Raw genomic sequence first — 26,299 nt, forward strand, 5'->3', positions numbered from 1 at the left:
AATAAGGGAACGTCAGTTCGAGTGATTTTTTTTTAGAACAATTTCTGAAGAAAAATAATATGGATAACTTCTCTCGAACTGACATTTCATCAAAAAATAAAAAAACACAATGAAAACTATATTAATTACAGGAAGTACAGACGGAATAGGGAAACTAACCGCTTTAAAACTAGCCGAAGAAGGACACGAAATATATCTTCACGGTAGAAGTGAAGACAAATTAAATACAGTGATTAACGAGCTAAAAGAAGCTTCAAACAACAAAAACATAAAAGGTTTTATAGCCGATTTTTCAGATTTAAATGCTGTGAAACAAATGGCAAAACAAATTAATAAGGATGTTGATAAATTAGATATTCTTATCAATAACGCTGGTATATACAAAACAGCCACAAACAAAACCAAAGACGATTTAGATATTAGAATGGCAGTTAATTATCTAGCGCCTTTCATATTAACAGAAAACATTATTTCGGTTTTAGAAAAAGGAAATCAACCCAGAATTGTTAATTTAAGTTCGGCAGCACAATCTACCGTTCAAAAAGGTATTCTTTCGGGTGATGCTACGGTAAACGCAAGTGAAAGTTATGCGCAAAGTAAGTTAGCTTTAACTATGTGGTCGTTCAACTTTGCAAAACAACATTCAAATATTACCACTATTGCAGTAAATCCAGGATCGTTGTTAAATACCAAAATGGCTAAGGAAGCGTATGGGCAGCATTGGTCGCCCGCACAAAAAGGTGTAGATATTTTATATTCTTTAGCTATGGATAGCATACATGCCAATAAAACAGGTACTTATTTTGATAATGACAGAGGTGGTTACAATAATGCACATCCAGATGCTTATGATGTAGAAAAAATTAATAATCTTTTAACTAATACTACAGCTGTTTTAACAAATGTTTAATGCTTTAAATTAGGGGTTTAAAGCTTTATTCTTAGATTTAATACAACATTAGTTTTAGAGAAATAAAAAGAAAAATTACTACATGAAAGCATCAGATTTATTTATAAAAGCACTAGAAAACGAAGGTGTAGAATATATTTTTGGTTTACCCGGTGAAGAAAACTTAGATTTTTTAGAATCTTTACGGAAATCAAAAAAAATAAAATTGGTGCTAACACGCCATGAGCAAGGAGCTGGTTTTATGGCAGCAACATATGGCAGATTAACTGGAAAACCAGGCGTTTGTTTAGCTACTTTAGGTCCTGGAGCTACTAATTTAGTAACACCTGCAGCTTATGCACAATTAGGCGCTATGCCTTTAGTAATGATAACAGGCCAAAAACCTATTAAAAAAAGTAAACAAGGTAAATTTCAAATAATTGATGTGGTTGAAATGATGCAACCATTAACAAAGTTTACCAAACAGGTTACGCATGGTGCTCACATTCCGTCTATTACAAGAGAAGCTTTTAGATTAGCCCAAGAAGAAAGACCAGGCGCTGTACACATTGAATTGCCTGAAGATATTGCTGAAGAACAGGTTGACAATGCCGCAATTTTTGATGTGGTAGATTATAGAATACCACATGTAGATACCGAAACCATAACAAAAGCAGCCAACATGATTAAAGCTGCAAAAAAACCGTTATTACTTATTGGTGCTGGTGCTAACCGCAAAAGAGCAAGTACAGCATTAACAGAATTTGTTGACACTCTAGGTATTCCGTTTTTTAATACTCAAATGGGCAAGGGAATTATAGATGAAAGACACCCAATGTATTTGGGTACTGCTGCGTTATCCGATTCAGATTTCCTTCACGAAGCCATCAGTAATGCCGATGTTATAATAAATGTTGGGCATGATACTATTGAAAAACCTCCATTTTTTATGCATACTGAAGATAAAAGGCAGGTAATTCATTTAAACTTTTTTCCTGCTGAAATAGATGAAGTTTATTTTCCGCATTTAAACGTAATAGGAGATATAGCCAATAGTGTTAACCAGTTAACCGAAGCCTTAAAGGTTTTTGCTAAAAGCTGGGATATTGATTTCTTTTTAAAAGTAAAACAAAATGTTGCCAAACATTTAGCTAAATATAAAGAAGATAACAGATTTCCAATTTTACCACAGCGCCTAGTAAATGTAATTAGAAATACACTACCAGAAAACGGTATTGTTACTTTAGATAATGGTATTTATAAAATTTGGTTTGCACGTAATTACCTGCATATATGCAAAACAGTTTAATTTTAGATAATGCTTTAGCTACCATGGGCGCTGGTTTAGCTTCGGCAATTATGGCAAAAGAACTAAACCCTGATAAAAAAGTTGTTTCGGTAAATGGCGATGGTGGTTTTATGATGAATTCACAAGAACTTGAAACAGCTGTTAGGCTGAATTTAGATTTGGTAGTAATTATTTTAAATGATAATGCCTACGGAATGATTAAATGGAAACAAGAAAATAATGGATTTGGTAATTATGGTTTAGATTATAAAAACCCTGATTTCATTAAATATGCCGAAAGTTTTGGCGCTAAAGGTTACAGAGCTTCATCTGTTGCAAATTTTCAAGACATATTAGAAACGTCTTTACAATCAAAAGGTGTACATATAATTGATTTACCTGTAGATTATTCACTAAATCATGAAATTCTTAATGTACGCATAAAAGAATATTCACAAAATTTAAAAAAATAAAAAATGGCAAACACAATAAGTATAAATCCTTCAACTGGAAAAGAAATAGCAACCTACAACCGTATTAATGAAAATGAATTACATGATAAAATTTTAAAAGCAAATGAAACTTTTAAAACATGGAAATTATTATCATTTAATGAACGTGCAGCATATATGCGCAAATTAGCTGAAGTTCTAGAAAATAACAAAGAAACATATGCACAATTAGCTACTGCCGAAATGGGAAAAACCATTGTGCAGTCTAGAAAAGAAATAGAAAAATGTATATGGATTTGTAATTACTACGCTGATAACACAAGCAATTTACTAGCCAATGAAATTGTGGAAACTGAAGCTAGCAAAAGCTATGTTACATTTCAGCCCATTGGTGTTGTTTTAGCTGTTATGCCCTGGAATTTTCCTTTTTATCAAGTTATAAGGTTTGCAGCACCTGCTTTAATGGCGGGTAATATTGGAGTACTTAAACACGCATCAAATGTACAAGGTTGCGCCTTTGCCTTAGAAGATGCTTTTAAACAAGCGGGCTTTCCTGAAGGTACCTTTACAAATTTAAATATAAGTTCTAAACTAGTTAAAAATGTTATTGAAAATAAAGCTATTGCTGCTGTTACTTTAACAGGTAGTGATCCTGCAGGACGCTCGGTAGCATCAATTGCAGGACAAAACCTTAAGAAAACCGTAATGGAACTTGGTGGTAGCGATGCTTATATTGTTTTAGAAGATGCCGATTTAGATAAAGCTACAGATTTAGCAACTTTTGGAAGATTACAAAACAATGGGCAAACCTGTATTGCTGCTAAACGATTTGTTGTAATAGAAAGTATTTATGATGCCTTTTTAGAACAATACAAAACCAAAATGGCAGCCGCAAAAATGGGCAACCCACTAAATGAAGATACATATTTTGGCCCAATGGCTAGAATTGACTTAAGAGACGAGCTACATGAACAAGTAACAAAAACTATAAATCAGGGTGGAAAATTAATATTAGGAGGAAACATACCTGATATGGATGGCGCTTACTATCCGGCTACTATTTTGGCCGATTTAAAACCAGGAATGGAAGGTTTTGATAATGAGCTTTTTGGTCCTGTAGCATCGGTTATTAAAGCCAAAGATGAAGCCGAAGCTATTGCGCTAGCAAATAATTCGCAATTTGGTTTAGGTGCTGGTGTTATAACAAATAATAAAACACGCGGTGAACAAATAGCACTACAGCTAGAAGCGGGTAGTAGCTTTGTAAATAAATTAGTAGTATCAGACCCACGGTTACCCTTTGGAGGTGTTAAAAATAGTGGTTATGGCAGAGAATTGGCTGGTTATGGTATAAAAGAATTTACCAATACAAAATCTGTTTGGATAGATTAAACTGTGTAAAAAGTTAAATAATCACTAAATTTAACAATAGTTATTGTGCAGTGTTATAAAGCGTTATAGTATTGCCAATATTATTTAAATTATGAAAAAAACACTGGTAATTTTTGCACACCCTAAATTTGAAAAATCTAGGGTTAATGCACAATTAGTTAATGTTTTAAAAACAAAAAATCATGTAACATTTCATGATTTATATGAGCATTACCCACATTTTCATATAGATGTTAAAAAGGAACAGACCTTATTAGAGCAGCATGATGTTATCATTTGGCATCATCCGTTTTATTGGTATAGCAGTCCTGCATTATTAAAGCAATGGATAGATATGGTGCTAGAATTTAATTGGGCTTATGGTCCTGAAGGTAATGCTTTACAGGGTAAAACAGTTATGAATGTTATAACAACAGGAGGCTCTAGAGATGTTTATTGCTCTGAAGGTTATAACAGCTTTACAGTAAACCAATTTTTAAGACCTTTTGAACAAACAGCCAATTTGTGTGGTATGAAATATTTACCACCTTTTGCTGTTATGGGGACTCATAAATTACAAGATGATGCGCTTAAAAATTACACCCAACAATACGAAAAACTTATAGATGTTTTGCAATCTGATTTTGTAACTGAAACACTTTCAAATTGCTTATTCTTAAACGATTTACCAATACTATCACACTAATTTTTTATGACGGGAAGTTTACTTTTTGAAGCAATTGTTTTTCTTGCAGGTGCTATAATTTGTGTTGCTATAGCTAAACGTTTAGGTTTAAGTTCTGTTATAGGCTACTTATTGGCAGGTGTATTAATTGGACCTTATGTTTTAGGTTTTATAGGCGAAGAAGGTCAAGATATATTACACTTTGCTGAGTTTGGTGTTGTAGTTATGTTATTTTTAATAGGTTTAGAAATTGAACCAAAAAACTTCTGGAGTATGCGTAAAACCATACTTGGTATGGGAGGCTTACAAGTTGGGTTAACTATGGTGCTCTCATATGGGCTTTTTGCTTTGTTAGGGTTTAGTACTAAAGTATCTTTAGTAATTTCAATGGCCGTAGCTTTATCATCTACAGCTATAGCAATGCAAACAATAAAAGAAAAAGGCCTTATGGAAACCACCTCTGGGACATCTTCTTTTTCAATATTACTGTTTCAAGATATTATTGTAATTTTTATGCTTGGTTTTATTCCGTTACTAACAAATACAGAAACCAAAACAACTAACAGTAATCATTCACAACACACAAGCTTACTAGAAAATTTACCTATTGGGTTTCAAACATTAGCCATCATTTTATCGGTAGTATTAATAATTATTGCGGGTAAATTTTTAATAGTACCTATGTTAAGAAAAGTTGCCAAAACAGGTGTGCGAGAATTATTAATTGCAGCAGCTTTTTTAATTGTTTTTGCCATATCATATTTAATGGAATTTGTTGGAATAAGTCCTGCCTTAGGGGCGTTTTTAGGTGGTGTAGTATTATCTAACAGTGAATTTAAACATGAATTAGAAAGCACTTTAGAACCTTTTAAAAACTTGCTTTTAGGTTTATTTTTTATGGCTGTTGGGGCTTCAATTAATTTTATTGTTATAGCCAAAAGCCCGTTAACAATTGGTGGTATTTTGGTAGCCATAATTGTATTAAAAGCTTTGGTTTTGTTTATAACAGGACATTTTTTTAAACTAAAACTTGATCAAAAATTATTATTAACATTCAATTTATCACAAATAGGAGAGTTTGCATTTGTATTATTGTCATTTGCCTTTGGGCTTCGTATTCTAGAACAAGGACAAATGGATATTATGCTTGTAATTACTGCCTTAAGCATGTCTTTAACACCCATATTAGGTATTATTAATGAGCGTTTAATTTTGCCTAAAGTAGGAACTAAAGAGTCTATAAAACGCCCTATGGACCATATTGCAAAATCACAAAAGGTTATTTTAGTTGGGTTTGGTCACTTTGGTAGCACAGTAGGACGCTTTTTACGGTCGCATGGTGTTGAAGCTACTATTCTAGATCAAGATTCTAACCGTGTAGATTTTTTGAGAAAAATGGGGTTTGAGGTATACTATGGTGATGCTACACGTTTAGATTTATTGGAATCGGCAGGTATTGCTGATGCCAAAATATTAATTTGTGCTATAGATAGCCCAAGTGTAACTAAACAAGTAACCAAACTAGTAAAAGAAAAATTTCCGCATGTTGAATTGATGATTAGGGCCAAAAACCGTTATGAAGCTTACGATTTAATTAATATGGGTATTGACAATATTTACAGAGAATCATTAGATACCTCATTAACATTAGCAAGTGATGCTTTAAGTAAACTTGGTTTTAGAAAGTACACATTAAATAGGCAAGTACAAAACTTTATAAAATACGATGAAGAAAGTTTAAGACGCTTAGCAAAACAGCCTAAAATTGATGATAAAAACTATATATTTCAGGCTAGAAAAGAACTTGCTGAACAAGAAAAATTATTGGAAGACGATTTTCAAAGAGGTATTGTATTACATGATAACCACTGGGATAGTGAACATATTAGACAACAACTAGACAATACCAATAATTTATAGTAAATGCCAAAGGATATTCCAAATATTGAGATTGGGACGTAATGGAAACTATTTTACCCGAAGCCGATAGAAAAAACACCAATGGTAAGTTCAACTTTTAAAAAAATAATTAATGAGATACATTATAATAATTCTATTAAGCTTAACAACTTTAAGCTTTTCTGAAAAAGAAGAAAAAGTAGATTCATATGTATTAGAAATTACCACTTCAAAATAAAATCTACAGTAAACGCTGATGAATTTTGGGTTGAAGATGCCAAAGTAGATGCTAATTATACCAGTAACCAACTGGGTTACATAAGTAGAGAAAGCGCTTTTGATGCAGACACTAATGAAGTTTTAGTAGTTGCTAAATGGACCACAATGGAACATGCCGACAAATCCATGCAAAAGTTTATGAAAGACGCATCTGTAGCAAATTACGCCAATATGATAGATGGAAGTACAATGAAAATGAAAAGGTATATCGTAAAATAATAGGTTTAGATTAATAGCAGAAAAGACTATCATTTTTGATAGTCTTTTCATTTTTATAATTTTAAAAACAATAAATATGTCAGATGTAAGAACGTGCCCAACCTGTGGCGCAAAAGCAAAATATAAAGAAAAAGAAGGTATAGAAACTTTTACAGCAGTGCAAGATGAAGAGGCCTTTAAAAAAATTGGACAGATGAAAAAAGCTATGGAAAAGTTTAAAGCCAAAGCAGAAGCTTTAGAAAAGAAACTGAAAACTTTGAAAGTGTAATAAAACAGGGCTTTATTATTCATAAAGCCCTTTTTTTATTATCATATTAAAAATATGCTGTTTTAATACGCCATAGCCACTATTTTTTTTGCATCTGTTGGCATTAATTCTTGTTTTTCACCAAGTTTCCAGCCACGATCTTCAAAACGTTTTTCTATTTCTTCGGCAGTACCTTCAAACTTATCAGTGTAATCAGACAATTTAGTATCTATACCTAATTGATGAAAAAACGCTTCGGTTTTTTCAATAGCAGCATAAGCTTTATCGTCAATGCTTCCTTCGGTTACATTCCAAACACGTTCTGCGTATTGAGCTAATTTTTCTTTCTTAGCTTCAAAATTATACTTGTAATGGCTTGGTGTAATTACTGCTAATGTTCTGGCGTGATCAATACCAAATAAAGCGGTTAATTCGTGTCCCATCATATGGATGGCCCAGTCACCAGGAACACCTTGTTGTATAAGTCCGTTTAACGCCATAGTACAACTCCACATAAAGTTAGAAGCCGCTTTAAAATCTGTTGGGTCTTCTAATACTTTTGGTGCAACGTCTATTAAGGTTTGCATAATACTTTCGGCAAATCTATCTTGTAATAACGCACCAATAGGGTAGGTCATGTATTGTTCTAATACGTGTGTAAAGGCATCTGTTATTCCGTTTGCCAATTGACGTTGTGGAATAGAAGTAATTACCGAAGGATCTAATATTGAAAACTGCGGAAATAAACCAGGTCCGCCCATAGCTAATTTTTCTTTAGTTTCTTCTCTGGTAATAACTGCGCCAGAATTCATTTCAGACCCTGTAGCAGGTAAGGTTAATACGGTACCAAATGGCATACCATTTTCTGTACGTACTTTATTTATTAAGATATCCCAAGGTGTGTCACCGTCGTAAACTGCTGCAGCCGATAAAAATTTTGTTCCATCAATTACAGAACCGCCACCAACTGCTAATAAATAGGTGATGTTTTCTTCTTTAATGACTTTTAAAGCATTCATTAAAATATCGTATTCTGGATTTGCAGGAATACCACCAAACTCGGTAACATCTACATTAGCTAAAGCGGTTTTTACTTTATCGTAAATACCATTCTTTTTAATACTACCACCACCATAAAGCATTAATACTTTGGCATCTTGTGGTATTTGATCTGTCAGTTTTTCTATTGAATCCTTTCCAAAAATGATTTTGGTAGGATTTTTAAATTCAAAATTGTTCATTTTCTTTCTCTTTTTTTAATTAGTCAATTACGGTTACTAAATCTTCCATAGGTTTTCTAACCTTTACAAGATTTACCAACCAATCATTTTCTTCTTCTCTGTAGCCAAGTGGTAACAATACTGCACTACGTAGCCCTTTTTCGCGTAAGCCTAAAATTTTATCTACAGCTTCAGGATCAAAACCTTCCATAGGTGTAGCATCTACACCTTCAAAAGCAGCAGCAGCAATAGCTTGAGAAAATGCAATATAGGCTTGTTTTGCCGCGTGATTAAAGTTTTCTTCTGCATCTTTTTGCGGATAGGAATTAAGTAACATTTGACGATAGTTCTCCCAACCTTCATTTTTAAAACCACGAATATCGTTGGTTAAATCGAACATGTAATTTATGCGATCTGCAGTGTACGTGTCCCAAGCAGCAAAAACGAGTAGGTGAGAGCACTCTGTAATAACTCTTTGGTTCCAAGCTATTGGTTTAATTTGTTCTTTAATGTCTTGGTTTTTTACCACAAAAATTTCGAAAGGTTGCAAACCACTAGACGTTGGTGCTAATCGTGCAGCTTCTAAAATACGTTCTACTTTTTCTTCTGGTACGGCTTTACCGTTCATTGCCTTAGCGGCATATCTCCAATTTAATTTATCTAATAATTCCATAGGTTGTTTTTATTTTTTTATACTGTTCCAAGCAGCTTCAAAAGCATTTTTAATTAAGATATCATCTAAAGTAATTGCGCCACGTTTTTGAGCTAACATTAAAAAAGCTAACGGGTTTATAGCGTAGGCGTATAAAATATAGTCTGAATATGGTTTTATAATACCTTCGGCTTTACCTTTTGCCCATAAATCTAGTAGCGGTTGTAAATGCTTAATGCCTTCTTGTCTGCTAGCTTCATCTATCATTGGCGTGTTATCGCATGGTGCTAAAAACAAGGCGTGTTCGCATTGTTTTAGTTTAAAGTCTGCAATACGATTCCATATATATTGAAACGCTTCTTTTACAGGAGCATTGGCATCATAATTTTCAAAAGCAAAACGGGTAAATTCAGTTTTCACATCAATATAGGTTTGATTTACTAAATCTTGCTTGTTTTCAAAATACAAATAGATGGTTGCTGGCGATACATTAGCCATTTTAGCAATTTTACTCATAGGTGTAGCATGGAAACCGTTGTTGTTTACCAAATCAATAGTTGCCTTTACTAAAGCGTTACGTTTGTCTATGCTTTTTTGAAGTTTTGCCATTACTTTTTTATTACCAAACAAAGGTACTAAAAAGTGAATGAACATTCATTTTTTTAACAAAGCTTTAGTTTAAATATGATAATTATAACATAATTTTAACTGTAGAGAATAAGAAATACACCAATCATTATACCAGCTAAAGGCACCAGTTTTTTACGTTTATTATGTTCTTTAAAAATAAAGCCACCAACCACAACGGCAATTATAATTTGGCTACGTTTTATTGCTGAAAGTAGCATAATTAAAGCATCAGGGTCTTGTAATGCTTTAAAGTAAAAATAGTCTGCAGCTTGCAATAAAATACCAACTGCAATTATAGTCCATCGGAATTTGAATGCCTTACGTTTTTCAGCATAAGGAAACCATGTAATACTTAAAATAATAAGTAAAATAAGAATAGTGTACAAACAAAACCAAAATTGTAATGTTTGCGGATTTAAACTTAAATTCTGAATTAAAAATTTATCATACAATCCGCTACTAGCCCCTAAAAACGTGGCACCAATGATGGCAAAAATCCATTTATTTCGTTTAAAAATGATGCCTTCTTTTTTTCCAATTTTTGAATATAACATCACCGAAAAAATAATGAGAAAAAAACCTATCCATTGATAAAAATTAGGACTTTCTCTGTAAATAACAATGGCACCTATGAAGGTAAAAAAAGGACCTGCAGAACGAATTGGTGTTACAATAGTTATTGGCAAATGTTTTAATGCTTGATACGCTAACAACCATGATGCTGCCATTATAGCCGATTTTATGATAATAAAACCATGTTGTTGCCATGTAATAACTTGAAAATTATACCCTTTACTTTCTGCATATTCCGGATAAAAAATAGATAGCACATAAAAAACTGCTATAAAAATAAAACCACTTGATACAGTGCCCAACAACACCGGAAAAGCCTCGTTACCCTGTACTGCATGTTTTTTACAAAGGTTGTGTAACCCTAAAAACAATGCTGCTAATAAACCTAAATACATCCACATAATGGGCGCAAATATACTTTGTTATTAGGGTTTACAACATCTGTTTATATTAATTTTACTTAAATAATTGCATTAATTTAAAACCCAAGTTGTTGCCAAATTTAAAAGTTGCTGCTTTTCTTTAATAGTACGTTGCAAAGGCAATTGAGCCAAACCAATTATGCGCCTTATAATTTCAGAACCAGCAAAGGCTTTAACCAATGTTGTATTTATAGGTAAATTGTAATTATCAATAACTTTGTTAAACATTGTTTTTTTGCCTGTAGCCATAACTAAATGTGCAATCATTACACCTAAATCAAACTCAGCAGGCCCCATAAAACTAAATTCAGGATCTAACACAAAAACATTTTTGTTTTGTTGTAACCAACTTCCGGGATAATAATCGCCATGTAAAAGCACTCCGCCCGTTTTTAGGTATAAATTACCTAAGTTAGTAATGTTTTCTTTTAAAGAACTATGGTCTTTTATAGGTTGCGCCAGTTCTAGCAGTCCATTTTGAACGCTGTTTAAAGAAAAACCGTTGTCTGCCAAAAACGGTAAAACAAAAATGTGCTGGTGATTTAGTTTGCGAAGCTCTAAATTTTCAGGAAATGCTTTTGAAATACTAGTACTGTGAATACCGCTTGCTATTTGCGTAAGTGTTTCAGTTGTTTTATCCGAAATATTTCTGGTTGCATAAATGCTAGTCATATCATCACCATAACCTAAATCTTCTATAATTAACATATGGTGTTCAGGAATGAAATGAAGCGGCTTTGGAAAACTACGGTTAATGCTTCCTTTATCTATATTTTTATAAAATTGATGCTCTACCGAAATTCTATCAATTGGCGCCGGAATATCCTGATATTTTTGTACAAATGGACGCGACTGTTTTGCTATAAATGTTCGGGTATTTGTAATAATGCGCAAAACCACATTCATATTACCTTCACCAGGAATTTCTATAGCTTTAACTACTTCATTTTCAAGTAAAATATTATGTTTATTAAAAAAGGTAGTTAATGCAACTGTATTATTTTCTGAAGATAAAATCATAGTTTACTTGTTTAAAAGCGTTTTAAAATGTTGCCAAAAATCGGCTTCCATTTTTTTTGTATCAATATGTGTATAAATAGAAATGTGCCTTTGTGTGTTTTCAGCGGGTGTTAAAAATGTGTTACTCTTTGTAAACTCTGGGTGCGCTAAAGCTTCAATAATAGCTACATCCCACATAATCCATTTTTTTTGTTTGGGGTCTTTTTTTGTCCACCAGCGTTTATAAGTTTCCCATCTATTAACCAAATAATTGGCAATACCACCTTTACCTTTCAACTTTGAATCAACCGTTTTTTTTGTGAACACCAGATGCTGACTGGTGGTGGCTGTCATTACACTTAAATCTAACTTTGGTGTATTTAAAAGTACATTTACAGCAATTACATCATTACCCGAATTGAACTCTTTTTTATTGTAACTATTCGTTTTTGGGTTGTGCCAAAACCCTAAATAATGCACCTTTATTTTTGAAATTATTGAAGGATCTGTTAAGATTGCAGACGCTACATTTGTACAAGAGCCTAAAATTACCACATGCAATTTGTTATTTATAGTAGCCTGATGCGCTTTTTTTATAATAAATGCTGAAGCAGGCGAGGGCATAGGCTTATGTTTATCTGCTAACGGTTTGTTAGCCCCTAGTGGTAAAGCTATGTTTTTAACTTTTAGTAATTCAATAATTTTTTCATTGATGCGCTGACTTTCAACCACCGTACTATCTGTTGCTAATGGCGATGTGTGAAACTGTGCCGAAGTAATGCCAAGTAAATTAAACTCTGGTGCATTTATAGCTCTAACTAGCGCAAATAAATCATCAACTTCATTGGCTGTATCTGCATCAATTATTAAAGGTATTTTAGTTTGGGCTTGGGTTAAGCTAACACAAAACAAAGCCATAAAAACGTATATTAATAAACTATTTTTCATTGTATATATTTTAAAATAAATAACGTGCACTAAATTGAAATTGTCTTGGTGGCGCCGCATTTCGGCTTACAAAACCACTACCACTTGGGCCTTCTTGTATTTGGTTACTTTGGGTAGCATTATTGCTATAGCCACTTAAATTTACAGTGTTTAACGCATTAAAAACATCGGCACGAAGTTCTAATTTTGTTTTTTCCGATAGTTTAAACCTGTATTGCGCCGAAAAATCTAAGGTGTAAGACCACGGTAACCTATCACTATTTCTGCCTTCACCCGGAGACCTATCGCTATTACCCACATAAGCATCTCCAAAAGAGGCGCCATCGCCATTCAAATCTCGGGTAGTAAAACGTTCAAAATTAGCACTATCTATACTTGTATTTGGTATACGGTTAATAGGTTGCCCACTTTGCACCAATGCTGCCATTGTAAACGATAGGTTTTCAATAGGATACACTGAAGCAATTCCGTTAATTAAATGCGTTCTATCATTAATAGCATGCGCGTATTCTGCATCAAAATTATTACTATCCATGGCTCTAAAATTAATATCTTCTGTGTTGTTTTTTGAAGATGACAAGGTGTAATTTAACCTATACCCCAAAATACCATCACCACGGTCTTTTTGGTAATTTAAACTTAGCGCCGTATAACGTGAACGCCCGCCACTTTCAGTAACTACTACGTTTCTTGAAACACCTGTAATACGTTCTCCATTTATAGTAGCGCTACTATTTTCAATAGGAATTGGTCTTGACAAATCGGCTTCTTGAGGTGTTCTAACATCGGTTTGGGTAAAGTTTGCACCAACAGTAAAAGGTGCTGCAGCATTTAGGTTTCTCAGCCTGAATAAATCTCTAGACCAGTTGTGCACAACATCTACATAAAACAAACTATTGTTATTAATTTGCCATTGATACCCCAGTGTTAACTGATGTGTGTACGGATTTTGATAACCATTAGGATTTAATATTCTGCGCTCATTACTAAAAACACCTGCACGGTTATTTTGTAGTGAAGCACTGGTTGGCCCATTTAAATAGGTAATATTATCTGCCTCAACAAAAGCTGCACTTAAATTACCATTAAAAACCACTTTATCTACATTGGTGCTTTCTGGTAAAATACCCAAATTTACAAACTCTTCAATTTGTAATTTATAATCGTTACCTGTTGTATTACTTTGTAAAGCATCACTATAAATGGCATAATTTATTTTATCGTAAAAAATACCATAACCACCACGAATACTTTCATTATCACTTAATGCATAATTGAAATTAAATCTTGGTGCAACATTATCAGTATCGCCTTTAGTGCCACCACCAACAGATAAATTATCATAATCATAACGTAAACCAAAGGTTAAGTTCCATTTATCATTTAAAGCCCATTCATCTTCAAAGTACATTGAATAAATATTTTGAGTTTTACCAAACGATTGCGGGCTTAATTCTACAGCGTAAGCCGTTACAGCAACATCACTTGGAATATCATTTATACTTAAGTTAGCACCTAAATTAGCGTTTTGAATGTTTGCTAATTCATTGGCATTTAAACGTACTGTATAGTTACCGTTAGGGTTACCACCACCAAATAAACTGTGGTTAGATGAAATAAAACCAGCGCCTGCTTTAAGTGTGTGATTTTTAAAGTAATATTTTAATTTTTGTTGAATTTGAAGTGTTTTTTCAAGTTCATCAAAAACAAAACCAGGGTTTCCTAACACGGCAATGGTAGTTTCATTGGGGTCTAAAACTGTTACTTGCGGACTATTATTGGTTTCAGAACGGGCATAATTCCAACGAAAACGTGCATATTGAATATTAGATTGAAAACTAAACTTGTTACCAATAATATCATTTTTAAAAGCAAGGTTGAACGATTTTCTATCTTGAAAATTACCCGCGGATGGAAACGTAACACCGCCTTCTAATCCGCCGCCTTGTCTTTCAATGGCCACTAAACCAACGTTAGCGCGTAGCGAACTTCTAAAGTTTTGCGACCAATTATGATCTATTTTACCCGAGAAATACGAAAAATTATTGTGGCCTGTAACAGTTTCATTTACATTTAAAGCTTCGGAGTTTAATAAATTATCTTTTGTATCGCGTGTGTATTCTGCATTCACAAAAAAGAAAGTTTTATTTTTAACTATGGGGCCACCTAATGAAAACCCTTGCTGAAAGCGCATAAAACCGTCTTGTACTTGGTTACCCGAAAGGTCTTGCTGTGCAAAAGGTGAACTTGCATCAATAATGCTACCGGGTCTGGTAACAAAAAATACTTCGCCAGTAAAATTGTTACTACCAGATTTTGTGGTAACATTTATAACACCATTGTTTGATAAGCCAAACTCAGCAGAATAATTATTGGTTAACACAGTGATATCTTTTGTGAAACCTACTGGAATAGCAAATTTTTGTCCGCCTAAAAACCGTTCGTTATTATCTAAACCATCAATTAAGTAGCTAGTAAAAAGTCCGTTACCGCCATTAATACTTACATTAGGTGCTTCAGAGAAAAAACCTGTTGCTTGTGCAACATTGGGCAACCTAAATAACGCGCGTGTAATGTCTCTTCCTTCAACAGGTAAAGCTTCTAATTCAGCTTTTTTAAGTTCGAAAGCAACCTCGGCCGATGTTCTATTTATTTTAGCACCTGTATTTGAGTTTATGATTATTTCTTGTAAATCTTCGGTTTGCTGTTCAACAGGTAATAGCCATAATTGTGCTGTTAGCTCTTGGTTTGAGCGTACATCAATACGTTCAGATACTTGAGCAGCATACATATTATTACCTTCAAAAACTATTTGATAATTATTTATAACAGGAATAGAATTAAACAATACTTTACCCGAATTATTGGTAGTTTTTATGTTTTTGTAAGATATATTTTGATTAACAAGCGTAATTTCTACATTATTTACAGGCAAACCTGTTGAAAAGTTTATAACACTTACTTCTAAGTCTTCTTGTGCCATAACGGCGCTAATACATAATAAACATAATATGCTTATAATTTTTTTCATAACAATTTAAGAGTGTGCCCAAAAGCACTTTATTTAATAAAATGAATTATATTTTTTTACAATTAAAACAGGTTGAAAACTAGAGTAGTGGCGACCCTTTATTGTTATATTGTGAAGTAAAAAGATAGGTATAATACTGTATTTTAAATACGGTATAACAGTTAAAACCAGTGATAAGTTGCGCTAATAATGCACCTATTGTTTTATTTGATATACCTAATACTGCAATTAACTTTTTTGCCTGTGCAGAAGTATCTAAATCATGAAATATTGGAAGTAAATAGGTTGGTTTACTTAAACTTTGTGTGTTCAAATAGTTGAAAACTTGCTCAAACACATTACTTGTTTGCCATTTAAAGGTCTTAAATTGTGATTTATTAAATTGCGATTTTGTTATGGCTAAAAGATAAAAACCGCCATCAAAACTTGGGCCTAAAACAGGTTGGTTATTTTCAACCAGTTTTTGCGCTTGTAAAATGTGTGCTGTTGTTAATTGCGGGGTATCATTACCAATAGTGATTATTTGCTTATAGCCTAAACTAAAAATAGTAGCTATAGCGTTACTGTAGCGCGCTCCAAAAGAGTCTCCAATTTGGTTATTTTCAGTGAAATGAAAATAATTTAAACCAGTAGCTTTAATTTTATTTAAAGCGCTTTGATTTAGCTTTTTTGATATTTTATAATTTAAAACAGTGGTATACTGCCTTTGTGAAGCCTCAGGCGATAGAGAAAATAATAGTACAGCTGTTTTGGTGGTTGTTTTAATAGCAACAAATTTTTAAAAACTTTTTTGTCTGCACTAAAACAAAACCCTTACTTTAAAAGTTGTTAAAGTTTAATTGAATTGTTTTAAGTTGCTGATAATCAAAACAAAGTAAAGACTTAAAAACATGGTTTTTTTTAAATAAATTGCTCTTTTATGTCTTTGTCTTTTAAAACCTTCGTTTTCAAAATAAATAATACCAAAAAATATACTGATGCAAAGTGTGCTATTAAAATTATAACTGTAAAAGTACGGGTATAAAACAAAAATTCATTCATTGCGCTTAGCCCTATTTGAATAAGCAATAAAATGCCCGAAGCAAGCAAAAGTGTTCGGTTTTCATACACATCATTTAAATAAATAACTCCAATACAAACTATATAAACTACATAAGCCAAAGCACAAATTATAGTAAAAAACAGTTCATTGTTGTTAATGAAATCAGTCATAAATTTTATGATAGTATAAATTAAATAGCCAAAGGAAACTACACTTATTAAAACAGGTAAACTTAAAAATGTTTTTAAACGTCCTTTTAAAAGATATTTTTTTAAAACAATTGAAAAACCAATTAGGTATAATGAGGTTGTAGTTGTAATTAAAATATAAAAATCATTAAAATTTGTTATGGAAAGAAAACTGGAAATAGATGATAAAAATAATGCAGTAACAAATAAAAAGTTATATTTTTTTTTTGATTTATTTAAGTACAATGCTATTAAAGACCAAATAACCAGGGGTACAACTATGTTTAAATCTTGCTTAGGCAAAAAAACACTCATAACAACAGCTATAGTTGATAACGCAAAAAACATAACATCAAAAACGTTAATTTCTGTTACATTTTTTTGCATACTATATTTAATATTTAAGTTAGGTAGTAGTAGTGTTTACTTAGTATAAATATAGGTACAAACTTTTATAAATATGTGATTATATTCAAAAGAAATAACTTTTTAACATCTACAATTCTATAATATACACTCAATTAAAACATAACATATTAAAATTTAAATTGTTACTGTTATTGGAAACACTACTTAAAATATTATTAACCATTTATTGGTTTAGTTTCAACTATAAACTTTGCTAAAAAGTAAAGAGACATAAAATGTGTAAGTAAAATTAAAACTGAAAAAAGTCTGTGCGGATATAAATATTGGTTTATTGTACTAAGAGCTATTTGAAAAAAAAGAAGCATGCCTGAGGTTAAAATAATAGGTCCGTTTTTGTAAGTGTTACTTAAATAAATTATAGCTATTGTTGATACTAAAACAACCAATAAAAAAGCACAAAGCAGTGTTATTAGCATGCTATTACCTGTTATAAAATTCATTAAATAACTCAAAATCATATACAAAACATAAGCAATAAGTATAATACTTATTAAAACATATATTTTAAGAAAATTAGCAAATTTACTTTGGGAAACATATTTTTTTAAGGTTAACGTAAAACCTGTTATATATAATGATGTTAAAAAAACTACAATATTATGAAATTTTGAAAAGGCCAGTAAAGAAACAATGTCTGTTATAATGGCTGTTATTAAAGCAGCTACAAAAAACACGTTTAATTTATACTGCTTATGAGAAAAATAAATAGCTAGAATATTGAAACCCAGCAATGGTATTATGTAAATTTGTTTGTGCCTTTCTAATGTAAAAGCTATTACAGCACCTATTATAAGTAAAATATAAAAGCTTATGTTTAAAGCTTTTTTTATGCACCAACTTGATTTCAAACTTTTATTAATAACAAACATTAAACACGCGTCTCTTTAAATTAAAAAGTAGGTTAAGTTTGATATAACGATTTGGTTTTACAAATATACCTTCAAAATCAATTATAAGTATGTCATGTAGGTTGAACCTGCTTATAAGTGTAGATGAATAAAAATTTAAATACGTTAAGCTGTTATTTTAAATAAACTTTTCTTTTATATCTTCATCATTAATTACGTTGGTTTCAACAAGAAATATCATAAAAAAATAAAGCGCTACAAAATGCGTTATCATAATTAATACAGTAAAAAACTTGTTATAATATAAATACTCATTAATAGTACTTAAACCCATTTGAAAAAATAACAAAATACCAGAAGTTAAAATAGTTAAACAATGCTCATAAACATCGTTAATGTAAATAACAGATACTGCAAACATAAAAACTACAATACTTATAGCACATATTAATGAGAAAAACATATCACTTCCTGTTATAAAATCTACTAAAAAACTTAATACTGAATAAATAATGTAAAGCACTAAAGCAAAACTAATTAAAACAGGAACCTTTAAAAAAGATTTTAAAGGTCCTGTTTTTAAATATTTTTTTAAAACAACTGAAAAAAGTATCAATTGCAAGGTGGTTAAATTTGTTATCCAGAAGTAATATTTATCAAAATTATATAATGACAAACCATTAGAAATTAGAATTAAAACTAAAGCTAAAACAAAAATAATATTCGTGTTCTTTTTACACTTGTGTATATATGTACATATTAATACTAAAACTGTTATTGGAACAATGACATATAAATCCTTTTTAGGAAAAATAAAGCTCATTACAACCACTGTTAATGATAACAGATAATAAACGACATCAAAAAAAGTTATATTTTTTGTTAGCTGTATTTTAAGCATTTTATTTTATGAAATAAATTAAATACCTAAATATAAGCGTTTTACACTTAACAAACATTCATTATCTATTAATATATAACCAGCCGGTTCTTGGTTTGCTATTATCTCCTAGGTTTAAAACATAAAAATAAGTACCAACAGGCAATATTTTTTCTTCTTGTATAGTAGCTCTACCAGTTGATGTACCATTCCAGCCATTAGCATTAGTATAACCTTTCTTTTTAAATACAATATTACCCCAACGATTATATATTTCTAGCGTGTTGTTCGGGTATCGTTCAATACAATCAATATACAATGTATCATTAACACCATCGCCGTTTGGAGAAAATTCATTGTATAACAACTTACACTCGGCTGTTACAGTAGCACTGTCGCTGTTATTAGATAAATTGGTATCCATTCCACCATCAAAGCTATTTATGGTAGCCGTGTTTTCATAATCTCCAAAACCTAACACTTCAACAGTAATTTCTAAAATATGCACATCGCCTTGGTTTAAAACAGGTATAATCCATTCGCCATTAAAATCATCATAATTACCTGCTGTAGATAGTGCTGAAACAAATTCATAACCACTAGGAAGTACTTCTTCTACAACAATGTTTTCTGCAGTAACAGAACCTTCATTAGCTACGGTTATTGTAAAAATTACCTCATCACCAACCACAGGCTCTAAATTATTTACCGTTTTTTCGATACTTAGGTCTGATGAACCTGAGAATATACTTAACGTAGGGTCTTCAAAGTCACCATCATTATCTATATCAATATTTGTATCAATGCTTGGGTCATCTGAATCTTCATCAATTGTGGTATTCGAATTAATAACTGTAGCATTAACATATGCTGTGTTTTCAACTTGCATAGCATCAATATCTGCAGCTGAAATTATATATTCTGCTGTTGTTACAAATTGTTCTTCTGGAGCAAGTGCATTAATGGTATTGTTACCTGTAATGGTTGCTGTAGGATCGGTAATTATAACGTTTAATAAGGTTACCGTTCCTGTATTGGTTACTGTAATAGTATAGGTTAAAATATCCCCAATATTTTGATAAGTATTGAAATCTACAGTTTTAATAATATCTAGATTTGCAGATTGCTGTAACATTGTAATTGTTGCATCATCAGGATTACCGTCTTGATCTGGATCATCATTGGTTGGGTTGTTCGGATCATCTGATACATCTGAAATCGTGTCTCCATTACTATCCTGAGCTGTAATTGTTGCACTGTTTGTTACAAAGCCATCATCTAAATCGTTTTGGGTTATGGTATGAGTAGCCGTTATGGTAACAGAATCCCCCGGTGCCAAAGTACTAATTACATTTGGCATAATGCTTCCTGCATCTGCATTAGCATCGCTAACGGTTAAGTTAGATAACGTTACATTACCAGTATTGGTTACAATAAGCGTGTAGGTTATAACTTCTCCAACGGTATCAAAATTACCATCTTGGGGTGCATTGGCAGATTTAGTTAATTCTAAACTTGGGTTTTGAGTTATGGTTGTTATTGTAGCATCATCTGGGTTTCCATTGCCATTTATATCATCATTTGCAGTATTATCTGGGTCGTCAGAAAGATCAGAAATATCATTACCAAAAGGATCTGTAGCAGATACCGTTGCCGTATTAGAAACCATTCCAGCATCTAAGTCTGATTGTGTAATTGTATGAGCAGCATAAACATTAACAGATTCGCCTGGTAACAAAATTGTAATATTTGCTGGCGAAATACTACCAGCATCTGCATTTTCATCTGTAATTTCAATATTTGTTAAAGTAACATTGCCTGTGTTAGTAACTATTATGCTGTAAGTGATAACTTCATTTACAGTGTCATAATTACCATCAGGTGAAGCTATACCTGCTTTAGAAATACTAATGCTTCCGTTAGTTGGCAAACTTGTAGTAGTTGTATCATCTGGGTTTCCATCATTATTAGCATCAACGTTAGCTGGGTTATTCGGGTCATCTGATCTATCAGTAATAACATTCCCATTTGGATCTTGTCCTGAAACTGTAGCAGAATTATTAACGCGACCAGAATCAATATCAAACTGTGTAATAATGTAAGTAGCTGTAAACGTTGTATTGTCCATTTCTTCAGGTGCTAAATCTATAGAACTTCCATTAACATTTACCAAAGGATCTGATATGCTAATGTTTGTAATGGTTAAGTTTCCTGTATTTGTTACTATAAACGTGTAGCTAATAGTTTCTCCTACTTGGGTTAAACCATCACCATTTTCATCGTTAAAAACCCCTATTTTTTCAAGTGATAATTCAGGTTGTCCTGTTAATGTAGTAACGGTTGGATCGTCTGGATCGCCATCGCCATTTAAATCGATGTTGTCTGGGTTGTCAGGATCATCAGAAAAATCACTTACATCCGTAACAATGCTACCATCAATATCATTACCGGTAACTAGTGCGGTATTGGTTAAATTACCCGAATCAATATCACTTTGTTGAATGGTGTAAATAGCCGAAAATGTGGTGCTATCAACTTGTGCCGGTGCTAAATTTATTGTACTGCCAGTAACAGGCACTATAGGATCTGTAACTTCCACGTTAAACAACGTAACATTACCTGTGTTTCTAACAATAAATTCATATGAAATAGTTTCTCCTGCTTGTGGAATACCATCACCGTTTTCATCGTTAAAAGTTCCTATTTTTAATAAGGTTAATTGTGGCTCTCTTGATAAGGTTGTAACCGTAACATCGTCGTTGTTAGTGGTTGTAGGATCGTCTGATTCGTCTGAAACAGTGTCTCCATTTGGCGCATTACCAGAAGATAAAGCTCTGTTTTCTACAAAACCATTATCTACATCGGTTTGGGTTAATGTGTAATTTGCTGTAAATGTTGTAGAATCTGTTTCTCCAGGATTTAAATCTATAGAACCGCCATTAACAGTAACTAACGGGTCGGTAATTGTAATATTAAAAATAGTAACATTACCCGTATTAGAAACATCAAAAATGTATTGAATTGTTTCTCCTACTTGAGCTAAACCATCACCATTCGAATCTATAAATATTCCTGTTTTTTCAAGGGTTAATTCTGGAGTTGCATTTAAAAGTGTTATGGTAGCATCATCTGGATTTCCATTACCGTTTATATCGGTATTTGTATTGTTATTTGGATCGTCTGAAATATCTGAAACAGTATTCCCAGAAGGATCTTCGCCAGTAACTGTAGCAGAATTTGATATACTTCCTGAATTTAAATCGGCTAATGTAATGGTATAAATGGCATAAAAAGTGGTGCTGTTTTGCTCTGTTGGCATCAAACTAATTGGGCCACCGTTAACATTAACCAAAGGATCTGTAATTGTAATATTACTAACAACAACATTACCCGTATTTTCTACAGAAAAATTATAAGTTATGGTTTCACCAACTTGTGGGATACCATCGTTATTTTCGTCGTTAAACGTAGCTGTTTTTTCTAAAGCTAATGCTGGTACTTGCTCTATGAGCGTTGTAGTAACATCATCAGGGTCTCCATCGCCATCTATGTCATTATTAGTCGTGTTATTAGGATCATCAGATGTATCATTAATAGTATTACCAAAAGGATCTTCACCGGTTACTGTGGCTGTATTATTTACTTCACCTGTATTTAAATCGTTTTGCGTAATTGTATGTGAAGCATTCACAATAGTAGATGCTCCTGGTGCCAATGTATTAATTAGGGCAGGAGATATACTACCTAAATCGGCATTAGCGTCACTAAGTGTAATATTAGTTAGAGTAACATTACCAGTGTTTGTTATGGTTAATTCATAATTAATAATTTCACCAAGCGTATCATAGCTTCCATCAGTAGCAGGAAGCGCTATTTTTGTTAAGCTAAGGCTTCCAGCTGTTGGTATTACTGTTATTGTTGGGTCATCTGGTTCACCATCGCCATTGCTATCTTGATTATTTGGGTTATTCGGATCGTCTGATGTATCGGAAATTGAATTTCCATTTGGAGCATTACCACTAACAGTTGCAATATTAGTAAAAGCACCGTTATCAATATCATTTTGAGTTAATGTGTAGGATGCTGTAAAACTGGTATTATCATTCTCCAACGGGTTTAATGTTATTGGGCCGCCAACAACTGTAGCTAAAGCATCTGTAACTGTTATGTTGGAAATGGTAACGTTTCCAGTATTAATAACGTTAAATACATAACTAATAGTTTCGCCAACTTGAGCAATACCATCGTTGTTTTCATCTTGAAATACACCCAATTTTTCAATACTAATTTGCGGATTTGAATTTAATGCTGTAATGGTAATATCGTCTGGATCACCATCACTATTAGCATCTGTGTTAGTAGTATTATTTGGATCGTCTGATACATCAGTTATAGTTTCACCATCTGGGTTTGTACCAGTAATTACTGCAGAATTCGAAATTTCACCATTGTTAATATCATCTTGTGTTAAGGTATATACTGCACTAAATGACGTATTATCTATAGCATTTGGTTCTAAGTTTATAGGACCACCATTTACGGTTACCAACGGATCGTTAATTATAAGGTTAGTTAAGGTTGTATTACCTGTATTTTGAACCGTAAAATTATAAGTTAATGTTTCATTTACATCAGGAAAACCATTACCATTTTCGTCATTAAACGTAGCTGTTTTTAACAATGAAACTCTAGAACTTTGTGATAAACTTGTTGTAGTAGCATCGTTATCATCAGTAGTTGTAGGATCGTCCGACTCGTCTGAAACATTAGTATTACTTGGTGTTACACCAGACGCTGTTGCTATATTTAATACATTACCGTTATCAATATCACTTTGTGTTAATGTATAAATTGCAGTAAATGATGTATTGTCACTCGTATTTGGGGCTAAGGTTATTGGCCCACCTGTAACAGTTACATTGGCATCTGAAATTACGATATTAGAAATAGTAACATTCCCTGTATTAATGATATTAAATGTATATTCTATGGTTTCACCAACTTGTGGTAAACCGTCGTTATTGGCATCAATAAAAACACCCGTTTTATAAAGCGTAAGCTCTGGGGCTTCTGTAAACGTAAATATAGTTACATCATCTGGATCTCCATCGCCATTATTGTCTGTATTAGTTGTGTCATTAGGATCATCAGACGTGTCACTTACAACATTGCCATCAGGAGCGTTACCTGAAACTGTTGCAGAGTTTGTTAAACTTCCTGAATCAATATTAGCCTGTGTTATAACGTATATCGACGAAAATGATGTACTATCTATCTCATTTGGTGATAAATTTATTGGTCCGCCATTAACAACAACCAAAGGATCTGCTATTGCTATATTGGTAATTGTTACATTTCCGGTATTTTCAACTGTAAAATTATAAGTTATAGTTTCATTAGCTTGAGGCAACCCGTCTCCATTTTCATCGTTAAATGTTGCCTCTTTCAATAAAGAAAGTGCAGGTGTTTGATTTAGTGGGGTTACAGTAGCGTCATCTGGAGTAGTTGTATTTGGGTCGTTTGATACAACACTAACTAATGTCCCACACGGGTCTGTAGCTGTAATTGTTGCGCTATTAATCACTTCACCAGCATCTAAATCTGCTTGAGAAATTACATGAGTTGCTGTAAAGGTAGTTGTACCATAAGCGGGAATTGTTGGAATAGAAGTTGGTGTTATACTATCTGCATTTGCATCGGTTAGTGTAATATTGCTTAATGCAACTTCAGATATGTTTTCAACTGTAATTTCATATTCAATAACTTCTCCTAAAGTATCATAACTTCCATCTGTTGCCGCTAAGGCTACTTTTTCAACTCTTAGTGTTGCTTCAGGACTAATGGTCACAGTATATGTATACGCATTACCCTCACAACCTAAATTGCTTGTTGCAACCACCGTGTAAGTAACCGTTTGTATAGTACCAGAAACATTGATTAAAGTGTCAGAAATTAAATCTGAACTAGTAGGTGTGGTTGTTTCTCCAGAAATACTCGGATTATCTGTAGCATACCATATAAATGAACTCCCAAAAACATTAACATCTGTATTCAAATCATGATTTAGTGCTGCATTACTACAAGTATCGTCACTTGGAGGATTAGTATTATAAGGCTCTGGGTTAACGGTTACTTCAATATCGAAGGTATTACCAGAACACCCATCACTATTAAATGGCGTTATAGTGTAAATTATAGTTTGAGAAGTACCACTAATATTGTTTATAGCATCATTTAAAATAGTCCCATTTCCCGCATTTGCTCCTGTTAAGTTTGAGTTAGAGGAAACAATCCATTCAAAATTAACATTAGATAATGACGTTAAAGATGTTAAGTCAAAATTTAAAGGTTCATCACTACAACTTGTAATGGTAGTATCTTCTATCTCGAGGGTAGAAGTAACATCTATATTATAGGTATAAGTATAAACAGATGTATTTCCAGCACAATCTGTATAGGTAAATGTATAAACTTTTTGGCCATCACATACAGGATCAGCATTTTCAGTGATTACAGGTGTAATTTCGGCGCCACAATTATCTACAACCACAGGTGCTGTTGGTTGAACAGCTTCATCGGTACTGGATACAGTACTAGAATCGTTTGCAGGTACAATTGGGCTCATAGTGTAATCAATTGTATACGTATAGGTGTATTGTGCTGTGTTTCCTGCACAGTCTGTATAAGTAAAAGTATATATTTTTTCACCTTCACAAACTGGACTGGTATTTTCTGTAATCACTGGAGTTATAGTGTTACCACAAGCATCAATTACAACTGGTGCTGAAGGTTGTATTGCATCGTTTAAGCATTCTACAGTTTCAGCGCCGTCGGCATCTGTAATCGTGAAAGCAGGTGTATCAATGGTGTACACATACGCCCAAGTATCTGTGTTACCCGCGCAATCTGTATAGGTGTAAGTATACGTTCTAGTACCTTCGCAAGTTAACGGATCTGGGTTTTCAGTGATTACCGCTGCTGAAGGCGTTAAAGTATTACCACAAACATCGGTTACTGTTGGTAGTGTAAACGTTTCCGTTGCATCTGCGATACAATCTACAGTTTCTGCACCATCGGCATCTGTAATTGTGAATGCAGGTGTATCGAT

The 26,299-nt window shown here is 32.8% G+C and carries 19 protein-coding genes and 1 pseudogene; 7 read left to right on the forward strand and 13 right to left on the reverse strand.

Annotated elements, in window-relative coordinates; translation table 11 throughout:
• Window positions 1-109 precede the first annotated feature (109 nt).
• The 7 genes from FUA26_RS05760 (at window position 110) to FUA26_RS05785 (ending at window position 7,350) form a co-directional block, all read left to right on the forward strand.
• Complete coding sequence (locus FUA26_RS05760) at window positions 110-910, forward strand: SDR family NAD(P)-dependent oxidoreductase (protein ID WP_147132865.1); 801 nt, start codon at window positions 110-112, stop codon at window positions 908-910.
• 82 nt (window positions 911-992) lie between these two features.
• Window positions 993-2,198 (forward strand): acetolactate synthase large subunit, encoded by a 1,206-nt coding sequence (locus FUA26_RS05765; protein ID WP_246109082.1) that lies wholly within the window; start codon window positions 993-995, stop codon window positions 2,196-2,198.
• Window positions 2,183-2,650, forward strand: a complete 468-nt coding sequence (locus tag FUA26_RS15795; RefSeq protein ID WP_246109083.1) for a thiamine pyrophosphate-dependent enzyme — start codon at window positions 2,183-2,185, stop codon at window positions 2,648-2,650. Before FUA26_RS05765 ends, FUA26_RS15795 begins: the two co-directional genes overlap by 16 nt.
• Before the next feature lie 3 nt (window positions 2,651-2,653).
• The gene (locus FUA26_RS05770; protein WP_147132868.1) at window positions 2,654-4,021 is read left to right on the forward strand and encodes an NAD-dependent succinate-semialdehyde dehydrogenase; all 1,368 of its coding nucleotides are present in this window, start codon (window positions 2,654-2,656) and stop codon (window positions 4,019-4,021) included.
• 91 nt (window positions 4,022-4,112) lie between these two features.
• Window positions 4,113-4,706 (forward strand): glutathione-regulated potassium-efflux system oxidoreductase KefF, encoded by a 594-nt coding sequence (kefF, locus tag FUA26_RS05775; protein ID WP_147132871.1) that lies wholly within the window; start codon window positions 4,113-4,115, stop codon window positions 4,704-4,706.
• Between the two features lie 6 nt (window positions 4,707-4,712).
• Complete coding sequence (locus FUA26_RS05780) at window positions 4,713-6,605, forward strand: monovalent cation:proton antiporter-2 (CPA2) family protein (RefSeq protein WP_147132874.1); 1,893 nt, start codon at window positions 4,713-4,715, stop codon at window positions 6,603-6,605.
• A 553-nt stretch (window positions 6,606-7,158) separates the two neighbouring features.
• Window positions 7,159-7,350 (forward strand): hypothetical protein, encoded by a 192-nt coding sequence (locus FUA26_RS05785; RefSeq protein ID WP_147132877.1) that lies wholly within the window; start codon window positions 7,159-7,161, stop codon window positions 7,348-7,350.
• A gap of 62 nt (window positions 7,351-7,412) precedes the next feature.
• Here the strand turns inward: FUA26_RS05785 and FUA26_RS05790 are convergent, their stop codons facing one another.
• From FUA26_RS05790 to FUA26_RS05845, 13 genes and pseudogenes are all read right to left on the reverse strand, one after another.
• Complete coding sequence (locus FUA26_RS05790) at window positions 7,413-8,570, reverse strand: iron-containing alcohol dehydrogenase (RefSeq protein ID WP_147132880.1); 1,158 nt, start codon at window positions 8,568-8,570, stop codon at window positions 7,413-7,415.
• Between the two features lie 19 nt (window positions 8,571-8,589).
• Window positions 8,590-9,222: a nitroreductase family protein gene (locus FUA26_RS05795; RefSeq protein ID WP_147132882.1), complete on the reverse strand. Its 633-nt coding sequence runs from the start codon at window positions 9,220-9,222 to the stop codon at window positions 8,590-8,592.
• 9 nt (window positions 9,223-9,231) lie between these two features.
• Window positions 9,232-9,810 carry a TetR/AcrR family transcriptional regulator gene (locus FUA26_RS05800; protein ID WP_147132885.1) on the reverse strand — a complete coding sequence of 193 codons (579 nt, stop codon included), beginning with the start codon at window positions 9,808-9,810 and terminating at the stop codon, window positions 9,232-9,234.
• Window positions 9,811-9,905: 95 nt separating this feature from the next.
• Entirely contained in the window at window positions 9,906-10,805 is a 900-nt protein-coding gene (locus FUA26_RS05805) for an EamA family transporter (protein ID WP_147132888.1), read from the reverse strand.
• A gap of 72 nt (window positions 10,806-10,877) precedes the next feature.
• Window positions 10,878-11,846 carry a phosphotransferase gene (locus FUA26_RS05810; RefSeq protein WP_147132891.1) on the reverse strand — a complete coding sequence of 323 codons (969 nt, stop codon included), beginning with the start codon at window positions 11,844-11,846 and terminating at the stop codon, window positions 10,878-10,880.
• Window positions 11,847-11,849: 3 nt separating this feature from the next.
• Window positions 11,850-12,773 (reverse strand): nucleoside hydrolase, encoded by a 924-nt coding sequence (locus tag FUA26_RS05815; protein ID WP_186826865.1) that lies wholly within the window; start codon window positions 12,771-12,773, stop codon window positions 11,850-11,852.
• Window positions 12,774-12,783: 10 nt separating this feature from the next.
• On the reverse strand, window positions 12,784-15,804 hold the full coding sequence (locus FUA26_RS05820) for a TonB-dependent receptor domain-containing protein (RefSeq protein ID WP_147132899.1): 3,021 nt from the start codon (window positions 15,802-15,804) through the stop codon (window positions 12,784-12,786).
• 79 nt (window positions 15,805-15,883) lie between these two features.
• Window positions 15,884-16,117: a hypothetical protein gene (locus FUA26_RS15800; RefSeq protein WP_246109084.1), complete on the reverse strand. Its 234-nt coding sequence runs from the start codon at window positions 16,115-16,117 to the stop codon at window positions 15,884-15,886.
• A 45-nt stretch (window positions 16,118-16,162) separates the two neighbouring features.
• Window positions 16,163-16,570, reverse strand: a pseudogene (locus FUA26_RS15895) (DUF2064 domain-containing protein); the annotation flags it as partial.
• 134 nt (window positions 16,571-16,704) lie between these two features.
• Window positions 16,705-17,421: a hypothetical protein gene (locus FUA26_RS05830; RefSeq protein ID WP_147132903.1), complete on the reverse strand. Its 717-nt coding sequence runs from the start codon at window positions 17,419-17,421 to the stop codon at window positions 16,705-16,707.
• 197 nt (window positions 17,422-17,618) lie between these two features.
• Window positions 17,619-18,311, reverse strand: coding sequence for a hypothetical protein (locus FUA26_RS05835; protein WP_186826866.1), 693 nt, complete (start codon window positions 18,309-18,311; stop codon window positions 17,619-17,621).
• A 178-nt stretch (window positions 18,312-18,489) separates the two neighbouring features.
• A complete protein-coding gene (locus tag FUA26_RS05840; RefSeq protein WP_186826867.1) occupies window positions 18,490-18,933 on the reverse strand; it encodes a hypothetical protein in 444 nt (147 codons plus the stop codon).
• 340 nt (window positions 18,934-19,273) lie between these two features.
• On the reverse strand, window positions 19,274-26,299 hold a 7,026-nt coding region (locus tag FUA26_RS05845), incomplete at its 5' end, for a DUF7507 domain-containing protein (protein ID WP_186826868.1).

This window comes from Seonamhaeicola algicola (assembly GCF_007997385.1).
Lineage (GTDB): Bacteria > Bacteroidota > Bacteroidia > Flavobacteriales > Flavobacteriaceae > Seonamhaeicola > Seonamhaeicola algicola.